Raw genomic sequence first — 12,267 nt, 5'->3', positions numbered from 1 at the left:
GGGAATCGATTACCGTGAATGGGACACACCGGACGGTCGGTACGCTCCGGGGGACCGTGGCGCGCCTGCTCGCCACCGTCGGCGTCGTGGTCGCCGCCGGCGGGCTGGTCGCGTGCACCCAGGAGGAGCCGAACACCCCGACCAACTCCGCACCGGTGATCGTCCCGGGGCGGCCGGGGGAGGAGGCCAGCACGATCGCCCCTGGTGAGGCCACCCCGCTCGAGCAGGACCCGCCCAACGAGGCCGACGTCACCTTCGTCCAGGACATGATCGTCCACCACGCCCAGGCCGTGGAGATGGCCGAGCTCGCCCCGACCCGCGCCTCGGCCAAGGACGTCAAGGGCCTGGCCGACCGGATCGCCGACAGCCAGCGCCCCGAGATGGACATGCTGAACCGGTGGCTCGAGCAGCACGACAAGCCGACAGTCAACCCCGAGGCGCCCGACCACGGGGGTGGCCACGGCGGCCACGCCGACCACACCTCGATGCCCGGCTTCGCCGGCCCCGAGCAGATGGCCGCGCTGCAAGCCGCCTCCGGTGCCCGGTTCGACACGCTGTTCCTGCAGATGATGACCACCCACCACGAGGGGGCCCTGACCATGATCGACGAGGTCCGGTCCGGCGGGCTCGACGTGCGGGTGCAGGAGATCGCCGACGACATCGCGGTCACCCAGATCGACGAGATTCACCGGATGAGGGGAATGCTCGGCGCCTGAAACCCCCAGGCCACGCGCCGGGGTGGCTCGATAGCATCGACGCCGACCGTTCCGAAGCCCGCCCGAGGAGTAACCGTGTCCCAGCCGCGCCCGTCAGCCGCCGAGCCCACGCCCCGCGTGGTGGTACCGGCGGGCACCACGGCGGGGACCGCGATCCGCGAGGCCGGCCTGCCCGGCAAGGGCGCCGACGCCGTCGTCGTGGTGCGCGACGCCGAGGGGCGGCTGCGCGACCTGTCCTGGACGCCGGACGCCGACGCCGAGGTGGAGCCGGTCGCGGCGAACACCGACGACGGCCGCGCGGTCATCCGGCACTCGACGGCCCACGTGCTCGCCCAGGCCGTGCAGCAGCAGTTCCCCGAGGCCAAGCTCGGCATCGGGCCACCGGTGCGCGACGGCTTCTACTACGACTTCGACGTCGACCGCCCGTTCACCCCCGAGGACCTGCAGGCCCTCGAGAAGCGGATGAAGCAGATCGTCAAGTCCGCCCAGCGGTTCTCCCGGCGGGTGTTCGACTCCGCCGAGGCCGCGAAGCAGGAGCTGGCCGGCGAGCCGTTCAAGCTCGAGCTGGTCGACGTCAAGGGCGACAGCGGTGTCGACACCGACGAGGTGATGGAGGTCGGCGGCGGGGAGCTGACGATCTACGACAACCTCGACCCGCGCAGCGGCGAACGGGTCTGGGGCGACCTGTGCCGCGGCCCCCACGTGCCGACGACCAAGCACATCCCGGCGTTCAAGCTCACCCGGGTCGCCGCGGCCTACTGGCGCGGCAGCGAGCAGAACCCGCAGCTGCAGCGGATCTACGGCACGGCCTGGGAGTCCCAGGAGGCGCAGGACGCGTACCTGGAGCGGCTGGCCGAGGCCGAGCGGCGCGACCACCGCCGGCTCGGTGTCGAGCTCGACCTGTTCTCCTTCCCGGACGAGATCGGCTCCGGCCTGGCGGTGTTCCACCCCAAGGGTGGGATCATCCGCCGCGAGCTGGAGAACTACTCGCGCCGCCGCCACGAGGAGGCCGGCTACGAGTTCGTCAACACCCCGCACATCACCAAGAGCGGGTTGTTCTACACCTCGGGGCACCTGCCGTACTACGCGGAGACGATGTTCCCGCCGCTGCAGTTCGAGGGCGAGGACTACTACCTCAAGGCCATGAACTGCCCGATGCACCACCTGATCTTCCGCTCGCGCGGGCGGTCCTACCGGGAGCTGCCGCTGCGGCTGTTCGAGTTCGGCACCGTCTACCGGTACGAGAAGTCCGGTGTGGTGCACGGGTTGACCAGGGTGCGCGGGCTCACCATGGACGACTCGCACATCTACTGCACACCCGAGCAGGCGCCGGCCGAGCTGCGGTCGCTGCTGCGGTTCGTGCTCGACCTGCTCGCCGACTACGGCCTGTCCGACTTCTACCTCGAGCTGTCCACCCGGGGCGACACGGGCAAGTTCATCGGCGAGGAGCACGAGTGGGAGGAGGCCACCGAGACCCTGCGCCAGGCGGCGCTCGACTCGGGCCTCGAGCTGGTGCCCGACCCGGGTGGGGCGGCCTACTACGGCCCGAAGATCTCGGTGCAGGCGCGGGACGCGATCGGCCGGTCCTGGCAGATGTCGACGATCCAGGTGGACTTCAACCACCCGAAGCGCTTCGAGCTGTCCTACACCGCCCCGGACGGCTCCCGCCAGCAGCCGGTGGTGCTGCACCGGGCGCTGTTCGGGTCGATCGAGCGGTTCTTCGGCGTGCTGACCGAGCACTACGCCGGCGCGTTCCCGGCCTGGCTGGCGCCGGTGCAGGTGGTCGGCATCCCGATCGCCGACGAGCACGTCGCCCACCTGGAGCAGGTGGCCAAGGCGCTGCGGGCGCGGGGGGTGCGGGTCGAGGTCGACACCTCCGACGACCGGATGCAGAAGAAGATCCGCAACCACACGACCCAGAAGGTGCCGTTCATGCTGCTCGCGGGCGCCAAGGACGTCGAGGCCGGCGCCGTGTCGTTCCGCTTCCGGGACGGCGGCCAGATCAACGGCGTGCCGGTGGACCGGGCCGTCGAGGTGATCAACGGCTGGATCGAGCGCCGGGAGAACTCCTCGCCGACGGCGGAGGGCGTCCGGGTCGAACACTAGGATTCTCCACATGACCACCGACCCGCCCGAGCTGGTGTCGCAGGAGGGCGTCGGGGTGCCCGACACCCTCCAGCGGCTGTGGACCCCGCACCGGATGGCCTACATCCGGGGCGAGAACAAGCCGGACGGGGACGACGAGGGTGGGTGCCCGTTCTGCCGGTTGCTCGAGCTGGACGACGCCGAGGCGTTGATCGTGGCCCGGGGGAGCTGGGTGTTCGCGGTGCTCAACCTGTACCCGTACAACCCGGGCCATCTGATGGTCGTCCCGTTCCGGCACGTCGCCGACTACGCCGACCTCACGCCGGCGGAGACGGTGGAGCTGGCCGAGTTCACCCAGCGTGCGATGCGGGTTGCGCGGTCGGTCTCCTCGCCGCACGGGTTCAACATCGGCATGAACCAGGGCGTGATCGCCGGCGCCGGCATCGCCGCCCACCTGCATCAGCACGTGGTGCCGCGGTGGGGCGGCGACTCGAACTTCATGCCGGTGATCGGGCACACGAAGGTCCTGCCCCAGCTGCTGGGGGAGACCCGCGCGCTGCTCGCGGCCGCCTGGTCCGAGGCCGCCTGACGTGCGACGGCGCCCCCCGGGAACCCGGGAGGCGCCGTGCCGCCGCGAACCTCAGGCCTGCTGCTCCGGCTGCCGGAGCACGGCCTCGACCTCGATGTGGATGTCGATCTTGTCGCCGACCACCGCGAGGCCGTTCTGCACGCCCTCGAAGTTGACGTTGAAGTCCTTGCGGTTGATCTGCGCGTTGGCGCTGAACCCGGCGCGGGTGCCGCCCCACGGGTCCGCGCTGAAGCCGTTGAGCTCGAAGGTCAGCGGGACGACCTTGGTCACGCCCTTGAGCGTGAGCTCACCGTCCAGCACGAAGTTCTCGCCGTCCTGGCGCGCGCCGGTGGCCCGGTAGGTCATCTGCGGGTGGGTCTCGACCTCGAAGAAGTCGGCGGAGCGCAGGTGGTTGTCCCTGGTCTCGTTGTGGGTGCTGATCGAGTCGACGCCGATCGTGATGTCGACCGAGGACTCCAGGGGGTTCTCCGCGGTGACGATCGAGCCGGTGACCTCCGTGAAGCGACCCCGCACCTTGGTCACCACCAGGTGGCGGACGACGAAGCCGACCTCGGTGTGCGCCGGGTCGATGTCCCACGTCCCGGCCAGGTAGCCGGGGATGTCGAGGGTGGTGCTGGTCATGAGGGGCCCTCCGGGGCGATAGTTGAACTATCAGTTGTTGAACCTTCAAGTGAGAACTCTACGCCAACTTTATTGAGAGTTCAACCAGTACACTGGAAGTGTGTCCGAGACCCGGTGGTTGACCTCCTGCGAGCAGGAGGTCTGGCGTGCGTTCATCACGGCGGCGGACGCGCTGACCGACCAGTTCGCCCGTCAGCTCCAGCGCGACTCCGGCATGCCGTACACCTACTACGAGATCCTCGTGGCGCTGTCCGAGGCGCCGAACCGCACGCTGCGGATGAGCGAGCTCGCGGGGGCCCGGGGCTCATCGCGCAGCCGGCTCTCCCACGCGGTGGCCCGGCTCGAGGAGGCCGGCTGGGTCACCAGGAGCACCTGCCCGACCGACAAGCGCGGCTCGTTCGCCCAGCTGACCGAGGAGGGTTTCGCCGCGCTCGAGGCGGCGGCACCCGGCCACGTCACCGAGGTCCGGGAGAAGCTGTTCGACGTGCTCAGCGCCGAGCAGGTCGGGCAGCTCGGCGAGATCAGCAAGGCGATCCTGCGCGGGCTCGGCGTGCCGGATCCGCCAGGCTGCCCCGCCGGCGAGCCCGGCCGTTAGGCTGCGGGGACCCGTCCGCCGACCCGACGAGGCCCGCCTCACCCATGCTGAACATCTTCGCCAGAGCCTCGGTCTCGCGCGTCACCGATCCGATCGGGGTGTGGCTGGTCCGCCTCGGGATGACCCCCAACGCGATGACGCTGGTGGGTACCGCGGGGGCGGTCGGCTTCTCGCTGTGGCTTTTCCCGGCCGGTCACCTGCTGACCGGGACCTTCGTCGTGTGGGGCCTGGTGATGCTCGACCTGCTCGACGGGGCGATGGCGCGGGCCAAGGGCGGGGGCACGGCCTTCGGCGGGGTGCTCGACTCCACCTGCGACCGGATCGCCGACGGTGCGCTGCTGGCCGGGATCGCCTGGTACGCCTTCGAGGTCGCCGAGCGCCGCTCGCTGGCCGCGGCCGCGCTCATCTGCCTGGTGCTCGGGCAGGTCGTCTCCTACATCAAGGCACGCGCCGAGGCCGCCGGGCTCTCGGCGAACGTCGGGCTGGTCGAGCGGGCGGAGCGGTTGATCATCGCGCTGGTCGGGACCGGGCTGTCCGGCTTCGGGGTGCCCTACGCGGTGGACGTCGCACTGTGGCTGCTCGTGGTCGGTTCGGTCATCACGGTTGTGCAGCGGGTCGTGGCGGTGCGACGCTCTGCCACCGCGGTTCCTACCACGGAGGCAGGCGAATGAGCATCGGTCACCGGATGGTCGACCTCGGCTTCGCGGCGGGGTGGAGTCTGGTGCGCAGGCTGCCCGTGTCCGTCGCCCGCGGGTCGTTCCGGACGGCCGCCGACCTCGCGGTCCGCCGGGGTGGGCCCGGGGTGCGGCAGCTGCGCCGCAACTACGCCCGGGTCGTGCCGCAGGCCGGTCCGGAGGAGCTCGACGAGCTCGTCCGGGACGGGGTCCGGTCCTACGCCAGGTACTGGATGGAGACCTTTCGACTTCCCGGGATGGACCACCGGGAGATCTACCGCCGGGTGGACGAGGTCGTCGTCGGACGGTCGCTGGTCGACGCGGCGTTGGAGCGGGGCAAGGGTGTGGTCTTCGCGCTGCCGCACACCGGCAACTTCGACGTCTCCGGGATCTGGATGGTCGGCCACCTCGGCTCGTTCACGACAGTGGCCGAGCGGTTGCGGCCGGAGTCGCTCTACCGCCGGTTCCTCGCCTATCGCGAGTCGCTCGGCTTCGAGATCCTGCCGTCCACCGGCGGCGACCGCGCGCCCTACCGCGTGCTGATGGAGCGCCTGCGGGAGAACCGGGCGGTGTGCCTGCCGGCCGACCGGGACCTGTCCCGGCGCGGCGTCCCGGTGAAGTTCTTCGGCGCCGCCACCCGGATGCCCGCCGGCCCGGCCCGGCTCGCCGCGGCCACCGGGGCCGAGCTGCTGATCGCCGACAACTCCTTCACCGAGGACGGCTGGGGGCTGCGCCTGCACACCCCGATGCTGGTGCACGGCCGGGACGAGGCCGCCTCCGCGACGCAGCGGATGGCCGACGCGTTCGCCGCCGACATCGCGGCCAACCCGGTGGACTGGCACATGATGCAGAAGCTGTGGCTCGAGGACCTGTCCGAGCAGCGCCGGGCCTCGCTGGGCGAGCCGGAGGAGGCGTCGGAGAGCCGGTGAGGATCGGTGTGGTGTGCCCCTACTCCTTCGATGTTCCCGGAGGGGTGCAGGGGCATGTCGTCGCCCTGGCCAGGGCGCTGCGCCGGCTCGGCCACGAGGTGGACGTGCTCGCGCCGGCCGACGAGGACACCCCGCTGCCCGACTTCGTCCGGCCGGCAGGGCGCGCCCTGGGCATCCCGTACAACGGGTCGGTGGCCAGGCTCTCGTTCGGTCCGGTGTCCTACGCCAGGGTGCGCCGGTGGATCCACGGGCACGACTTCGACGTACTGCACCTGCACGAGCCCACCGCACCGAGCCTGTCGATGTTGGCGCTGATGGTCGCCGACGGACCGATCGTGGCCACGTTCCACACCTCCACCTCGCGCTCGCGCACGCTCAGTGCCTTCCAGGGGGTGCTGCAGCCGTTCCTGGAGAAGATCACTGCCCGGATCGCGGTGTCCGCGCTGGCCCGCCGCGTGCAGGTGGAGCACCTCGGCGGCGATGCGGTCGAGATCCCCAACGGCGTGGACGTCGGCTTCTTCGCCGGCGCCGATCCGCTGCCCGGCCACCCCCGGGACGGGGGCACGATCGGTTTCGTCGGCCGGTACGGCGAGCCGCGCAAGGGGATGCCGGTCCTGCTGGACGCCCTGCGCGTGCTGGTGCCGGAGTTCCCGGAGCTGCGGCTGGTGGTCGTGGGCCGCGGGGACCGCGAGGACCTGCTGCGGCAGGCCGGGCCGAAGCTCGCCGAGCGGCTCGAGCTGCTCGGCCAGGTCGACGACGCGGTCAAGGCGAGCATGCTCGGCAGCGTCGACGTGTACTGCGCGCCGAACACCGGCGGCGAGAGCTTCGGCATGATCCTGACCGAGGCGATGGCGGCGGGTACGGCGGTCGCGGCGAGCGACCTCGATGCGTTCCGGCGGGTGCTCGACGACGGGCGCGCCGGGGCGCTGTTCCCGGTGGGTGACCCGCTCGGGTTGGCGTCGGTGCTGCGCGAGCTGCTGACCGACGAGCGCCGGCGGGCCGCGCTCGCCGAGGCGGCGCGCCACCGCGTCACGGCGTTCGACTGGCCGGTGGTGGCCGGCCAGGTCCTTCGGGTGTACGAACAGGCGATCGCCGCGGACCCGCGGCACGTTGTCGAATCTGGTGAGGCATCGTGAGCACTGGTCTCCTGATCACGTTGCTGGTGGTCGGCGTCGTGCTGGCCCTGGTACTGGGGCTGTGGTTGGCCGCCACCGCCAACCGGCTCGACCGGTTGCACGTGCGGACCGACGCTGCCTGGGCCGCGCTGGACGCCGCGCTGGCCAGGCGGGCGGTGGTGGCACGCGCGGTGGCCGCGGCCACCACGCCGAACGACGTCGGCGCCGACAAGCTGCGTGCGGTGGCCGAGCGGGCCGAGGCCGCCCCGCGGGCCGACCGCGAGGAGGTGGAGAACGCGCTGTCGCTGGAGCTCGCCGCGGTCGACCGGGGCCGGCTGCCGCTGGCCCTCGCGGCCGAGCTGCTCGACGCCGAGCAGCGCGTGGTGATCGCCCGGCGCGTGCACAACGACGCCGTGCGGGACACCCTCGGGCAGCGCCGCCGCCGGCCGGTCCGCTGGCTCAAGCTCGCCGGCACGGCCCCGCAGCCGGAGTACTTCGAGATCGTCGAGCCGTCGCTGGCCGGCGACCCCGGTGCCGCTCCGCTGCCCCGGCCCTCGGCCAGGGTGCTGCTGCTGGACAAGGAGCGGCGGGTGCTGCTGTTCAACGGGCACGACCCCGGCCGCCCCGACTCCCGGTGGTGGTTCACCGTCGGCGGCGGCGTCGAGCAGGGCGAGGACCTGCGGTCGGCCGCGCTGCGCGAGCTGGCCGAGGAGACCGGAATCCGGCTGGCGGAGGAGGACCTGGTCGGACCGATGTGGCGGCGGCGGGTGGTGTTCAGCTTCGACGGGCGCACCTACGACGGCGAGGAGTGGTTCTTCCTCGCCGATCTGTCCGGCCGGGACGGCGGGACCGGTGACGGTGACGGTGACGCAGACGGGGACGGGGACGGGAACGGGAACGGGGAGATCGAGATCCGGATCGACACCTCCGGGTTCACCGACACCGAGAACAACACGGTCGACGGGCACCGCTGGTGGAGCGCGGAGGAGCTGCGGCACACCGAGGAGACGGTGTACCCGGTGCAGCTCCCCACGCTCCTTCCCGAGGTGATCCGCTCGACCTGGGACGGCACGGTGCGCTCCGTCCGCTGAGCCGGGTCAGGTGACCTGGGCGGCGAGCGCCTCGGGCAGCGGGTCGTAGCGGCTGAAGCTCCGGGTGAACGTGGCCGAGCCCGAGGTCATCGAACGCAGGTCGATCGCGTAGCGGAGCAGGGCGGTGGCCGGCACCTCGGCGTGGACGAGGCTGTAGCCGGGCACGTCGTCGGCTTCCGTGCCCAGTACGCGCCCACGCCGACCGGACAGGTCGCCCAGGACGGTGCCGAGGTGCTCGTCGGGCAGCCGCACGGTCACCGTGTCGACCGGCTCGAGCAGGGAGATCCGGCCGTTGGCCGCGGCGTCCTTCAACGCGAGCGCGCCGGCGGTCTGGAACGCGGCGTCCGAGGAGTCGACGCTGTGCGCCTTGCCGTCGAACAGCGTCACCCGGATGTCGACGACGGGGTAGCCGGCGGAAAGCCCCTTCTCCAGCTGGGCGCGCACGCCCTTCTCGACCGAGCCGATGAACTGCGAGGGCACCGCGCCCCCGACGACCTTGTCGACGAACTCGAAGCCCGAGCCGACCGGCAGCGGCTCGACGTCGATGTCGCACACGGCGTACTGGCCATGGCCGCCGGACTGCTTGACGTGCCGGCCCTTGCCTCGCGCCCGCCCGGCGAAGGTCTCACGCAGCGCGAGCTTCACGGGCTCGGTGTCGACGTCGGCGCCGCCGGCCCGCAGCCGGGCCAGCACCACGTCGGCGTGCGCCTCACCCATGCACCAGAGCACCAGCTGGTGGGTCTCGGCGTTGCGCTCGAGGCGCAGCGTCGGGTCGCCGGCGACGAGGCGGGCGAGGTTGCGCGACAGGGCGTCCTCGTCGCTGCGGGTCTTGGCCACGACCGCGACCGGGAGCAGCGGCTCCGGCATCGTCCACGGGCGCATCAGCAGCGGTTTGTCCGGGCTGGAGACCGTGTCGCCGGTCTCGGCCGAGCCCAGCTTGGTCAGCGCGCAGATGTCGCCAGCCACGCAGTGCGGCACCTCCCGCAGGTTGGACCCGAGCGGGGAGTAGATGTGGGCCACCCGCTCGTCGACGTCGTGGTCCTCGTGGCCGCGGTCGGACATGCCGTGGCCGGAGATGTGCACCGGTCGCTCCGGCCGCAACGTCCCGGAGAACACCCGGATGAGGGACACCCGGCCGACGTAGGAGTCGATGGCCGTGCGGACCACCTCGGCGACCAGCGGTCCGCTGGGGTCCGCGGTCAGCGACTTCGACCCGCTGCCGTGCACGTCGGTCACGTCCGGCACGGCGTGCTCGAGCGGGGAGGGGAACGCACGGGTGAGTGCCTCGAGCAGCTCGGCGAGACCGACCCCGGTGCTGGCGCAGACCGGGATGACCGGGTGGAAGGAGCCGCGGGCGACCGCGGTCTCCAGGTCGTTGATCAGCGTGGCCTGGTCGATCTCCTCGCCCTCGAGGTAGCGGTCCATGAGGGTCTCGTCCTCGCTCTCGGCGATGATGCCCTCGATGAGCTCGTTGCGGGCGTCGTCGATGAGGTCGAGGTCCTCCTCGGTCGGCTCGCCGACCCTGGGTGGGTAGCCCTCGGAGTAGTCGAAGAACCGGCGGCTGAGCAGGCCGAGCAGGCCCGGCCGGCCGGCGGAGGGCAGGTAGAGCGGCAGCACGCCGGAGCCGAACGCCTCCTGGCAGGCGGTCATCTCCGCCGCCGGGTCGGCTCGCTGGTGGTCGAGCCGGGCGATGACGACGGCTCGGGGCATGCGGACCGCGGCGCACTCCGCCCAGAGCGCGGTCGTCGCGGGATCGACGCCCTCGGCGGCGCACACCACGAACAGCGCCGCGTCGGCGGCTCGCAGCCCGGCGCGCACCTCGCCGACGAAGTCGGCGTAGCCCGGGGTGTCGATGAGGTTGATCTTGACGTCGTTGTGCACCAGCGGCGCCACCGACAGGCCGACCGAGCGCTGTTGGCGCTGCGCGGCGGGGTCGTGGTCGCAGACGGTGGTGCCCTCGGTGACCGTGCCGGCCCTGCTGATCACTCCCGCGGCGGCGAGGAGCGCCTCGGTGAGCGTGGTCTTCCCCGAGCCGGACGGTCCGACCAGAACGATGTTCCGCACCCTGGCGGGGTCGTCCACAGCGACCGCGGCTCCGCCGTCACCGTTGTCCGTGTGCTTGCTCCCCATGCCACTCACCCTTTCCATGCGACTGCGCTGTCCGCGGGAGTGAACGTGTCCGATCTCACACCTGTTTACCAGCATCGACAACCTGTCGTCGATGGGGCCGTGAGCGCTGGGTGACAGAACCGTCACCAGTCGGAAAGTGGCCTGGCGAGATACCGCGAAATTGGCACCTGGGAGAGTGCCACGTGCCTCCTACACTGGCTTTCGGGGACGACCAACAGCGGAAAGGGAAGATCGGTGACCGACGTTTCGACCACTCAGCCGGAGACCGGTACCGCCCGCGTCAAGCGGGGTATGGCGGAGATGCTCAAGGGCGGCGTGATCATGGACGTGGTCACCGCCGAGCAGGCCAAGATCGCCGAGGACGCGGGTGCGGTCGCGGTCATGGCCCTCGAGCGGGTGCCGGCCGACATCCGCTCGCAGGGCGGCGTGGCGAGGATGAGCGACCCGGACCTGATCGACGGGATCATCGAGGCCGTGTCGATCCCGGTCATGGCCAAGGCCAGGATCGGGCACTTCGTCGAGGCCCAGGTCCTGCAGGCGCTCGGCGTGGACTACATCGACGAGTCCGAGGTGCTGACCCCGGCCGACTACGCCAACCACATCGACAAGTGGCAGTTCACCGTGCCGTTCGTGTGTGGGGCCACCAACCTCGGCGAGGCGCTGCGGCGGATCACCGAGGGCGCGGCCATGATCCGCTCCAAGGGTGAGGCCGGCACCGGCGACGTGTCCAACGCGACGACCCACATGCGACGCATCCGGGCGGAGATCAAGCGGCTCACCACCCTGCCCGAGGACGAGCTGTACGTCGCGGCCAAGGAGCTGCAGGCGCCCTACGAGCTGGTGCGCGAGGTCGCCACGCTGGGCAAGCTGCCGGTCGTGCTGTTCACCGCGGGCGGCATCGCGACGCCGGCGGACGCGGCGATGATGATGCAGCTGGGCGCCGAGGGCGTGTTCGTCGGGTCCGGCATCTTCAAGTCCGGCGACCCGGCCCGGCGCGCCGACGCCATCGTCAAGGCGACCACCTTCCACGACGACCCGGACATGGTGGCGAAGGTGTCCCGCGGGCTGGGCGAGGCCATGGTCGGCATCAACGTCGACGAGATCCCCGAGCCGCACCGGTTGGCCGAACGCGGCTGGTGAGCCCTCACCAGTGCTCGGACACCATCACCGCGACGGTGCCGGGCTCGAGGGCCTCGAAGACGTGCTCGACGTCCCCGGGGTAGGCGACGTAGTCACCCGGGCCGACCTCGACCGGCTCCTCGGTCAGGCCGACCCGGGCCCGGCCCGAGCAGACCACGACGTGCTCGATCACCCCGGGCATGTGCGGCTCGGACTGCTTGGCCCGCCCGGGCTCGGCGCTGATCAGGTAGAGGTCCCGCCGGGCACTGGGCGGGCAGGAGGCGAGCAGGGTGGCCACCCAGTGCGCGCGCTCGGAGGCGACGGTCGGGCCGTCCCCGGCGCGGATGATCTGCACCCGCGGCCGGGCCGGCTCGACCAGCCGGCTGAACGGCACGTCCAGGGCGACCGACAGCGCCCACAGCGTCTCGACGCTGGGGTTGCCGCTGGCGCTCTCGAGCTGGGAGAGCGTGGACTTCGCGATGCCGGCGCGCTTGGCGAGCTCGGACAGGGACAGGCCCACCCGTTCCCGTTCGCGGCGCAGCGAGTGCGCGATGACCTCCAAGGGCGCGCCGGCCATGCGCAACTCCTTTTGTTCGTTATACC

General features: G+C 71.6%; 12 protein-coding genes. 9 read left to right on the top strand and 3 right to left on the bottom strand.

Going from position 1 to position 12,267, the window contains the following annotated elements; all coding sequences use genetic code 11:
- The first annotated feature begins 56 nt into the window (after positions 1 to 56).
- From BU204_RS01480 to BU204_RS01470, 3 genes are all read left to right on the top strand, one after another.
- Positions 57 to 716 carry a DUF305 domain-containing protein gene (locus BU204_RS01480; protein ID WP_198942724.1) on the top strand — a complete coding sequence of 220 codons (660 nt, stop codon included), beginning with the start codon at positions 57 to 59 and terminating at the stop codon, positions 714 to 716.
- Between the two features lie 75 nt (positions 717 to 791).
- Positions 792 to 2,822 (top strand): threonine--tRNA ligase, encoded by a 2,031-nt coding sequence (gene thrS, locus BU204_RS01475; protein WP_075123645.1) that lies wholly within the window; start codon positions 792 to 794, stop codon positions 2,820 to 2,822.
- A gap of 10 nt (positions 2,823 to 2,832) precedes the next feature.
- The gene (locus BU204_RS01470) at positions 2,833 to 3,390 is read left to right on the top strand and encodes an HIT family protein (RefSeq protein WP_075123644.1); all 558 of its coding nucleotides are present in this window, start codon (positions 2,833 to 2,835) and stop codon (positions 3,388 to 3,390) included.
- Between the two features lie 51 nt (positions 3,391 to 3,441).
- Here the strand turns inward: BU204_RS01470 and BU204_RS01465 are convergent, their stop codons facing one another.
- A complete protein-coding gene (locus tag BU204_RS01465; protein WP_075123643.1) occupies positions 3,442 to 4,011 on the bottom strand; it encodes a YceI family protein in 570 nt (189 codons plus the stop codon).
- Between the two features lie 100 nt (positions 4,012 to 4,111).
- Here BU204_RS01465 and BU204_RS01460 point away from each other — a divergent pair, with 100 nt between their 5' ends.
- Genes BU204_RS01460 through BU204_RS01440 form a run of 5 tightly spaced genes read left to right on the top strand, consistent with a single transcriptional unit; the run spans position 4,112 to position 8,415 of the window.
- On the top strand, positions 4,112 to 4,606 hold the full coding sequence (locus BU204_RS01460; RefSeq protein WP_075123642.1) for a MarR family winged helix-turn-helix transcriptional regulator: 495 nt from the start codon (positions 4,112 to 4,114) through the stop codon (positions 4,604 to 4,606).
- A 44-nt stretch (positions 4,607 to 4,650) separates the two neighbouring features.
- Positions 4,651 to 5,277, top strand: coding sequence for a phosphatidylinositol phosphate synthase (gene pgsA, locus BU204_RS01455; protein WP_075123641.1), 627 nt, complete (start codon positions 4,651 to 4,653; stop codon positions 5,275 to 5,277).
- Positions 5,274 to 6,209 (top strand): phosphatidylinositol mannoside acyltransferase, encoded by a 936-nt coding sequence (locus BU204_RS01450; protein ID WP_075123640.1) that lies wholly within the window; start codon positions 5,274 to 5,276, stop codon positions 6,207 to 6,209. Before pgsA ends, BU204_RS01450 begins: the two co-directional genes overlap by 4 nt.
- Positions 6,206 to 7,345 (top strand): glycosyltransferase family 4 protein, encoded by a 1,140-nt coding sequence (locus tag BU204_RS01445; protein WP_075123639.1) that lies wholly within the window; start codon positions 6,206 to 6,208, stop codon positions 7,343 to 7,345. Before BU204_RS01450 ends, BU204_RS01445 begins: the two co-directional genes overlap by 4 nt.
- Positions 7,342 to 8,415 carry an NUDIX hydrolase gene (locus BU204_RS01440; RefSeq protein ID WP_233159005.1) on the top strand — a complete coding sequence of 358 codons (1,074 nt, stop codon included), beginning with the start codon at positions 7,342 to 7,344 and terminating at the stop codon, positions 8,413 to 8,415. Before BU204_RS01445 ends, BU204_RS01440 begins: the two co-directional genes overlap by 4 nt.
- Before the next feature lie 6 nt (positions 8,416 to 8,421).
- Here BU204_RS01440 and BU204_RS01435 read toward each other — a convergent pair whose 3' ends face one another.
- The gene (locus BU204_RS01435) at positions 8,422 to 10,545 is read right to left on the bottom strand and encodes an elongation factor G-like protein EF-G2 (RefSeq protein ID WP_075123638.1); all 2,124 of its coding nucleotides are present in this window, start codon (positions 10,543 to 10,545) and stop codon (positions 8,422 to 8,424) included.
- A 234-nt stretch (positions 10,546 to 10,779) separates the two neighbouring features.
- Between BU204_RS01435 and pdxS the strand changes: the two genes are divergently transcribed.
- On the top strand, positions 10,780 to 11,685 hold the full coding sequence (pdxS, locus tag BU204_RS01430) for a pyridoxal 5'-phosphate synthase lyase subunit PdxS (protein ID WP_075123637.1): 906 nt from the start codon (positions 10,780 to 10,782) through the stop codon (positions 11,683 to 11,685).
- Between the two features lie 4 nt (positions 11,686 to 11,689).
- On the opposite strand, the gene BU204_RS01425 is transcribed toward pdxS, so the two are convergent.
- Entirely contained in the window at positions 11,690 to 12,241 is a 552-nt protein-coding gene (locus BU204_RS01425; protein WP_075123636.1) for a helix-turn-helix domain-containing protein, read from the bottom strand.
- Positions 12,242 to 12,267 lie beyond the last annotated feature (26 nt).

The organism is Actinophytocola xanthii (assembly GCF_001921205.1).
Classification (GTDB): domain Bacteria; phylum Actinomycetota; class Actinomycetes; order Mycobacteriales; family Pseudonocardiaceae; genus Actinophytocola; species Actinophytocola xanthii.
This window is presented reverse-complemented; position numbering and strand designations above follow the sequence as displayed.

Excerpts from the sequence above, each read along its gene's own strand:
- BU204_RS01450 (WP_075123640.1), top strand. The coding sequence starts at position 5,274 with ATGAGCATCGGTCACCGGATGGTCGACCTCGGCTTCGCGGCGGGGTGG.
- BU204_RS01470 (WP_075123644.1), top strand. The coding sequence starts at position 2,833 with ATGACCACCGACCCGCCCGAGCTGGTGTCGCAGGAGGGCGTCGGGGTG.
- BU204_RS01435 (WP_075123638.1), bottom strand. The coding sequence starts at position 10,545 with ATGGGGAGCAAGCACACGGACAACGGTGACGGCGGAGCCGCGGTCGCT.
- BU204_RS01425 (WP_075123636.1), bottom strand. The coding sequence starts at position 12,241 with ATGGCCGGCGCGCCCTTGGAGGTCATCGCGCACTCGCTGCGCCGCGAA.
- BU204_RS01465 (WP_075123643.1), bottom strand. The coding sequence starts at position 4,011 with ATGACCAGCACCACCCTCGACATCCCCGGCTACCTGGCCGGGACGTGG.
- pgsA (WP_075123641.1), top strand. The coding sequence starts at position 4,651 with ATGCTGAACATCTTCGCCAGAGCCTCGGTCTCGCGCGTCACCGATCCG.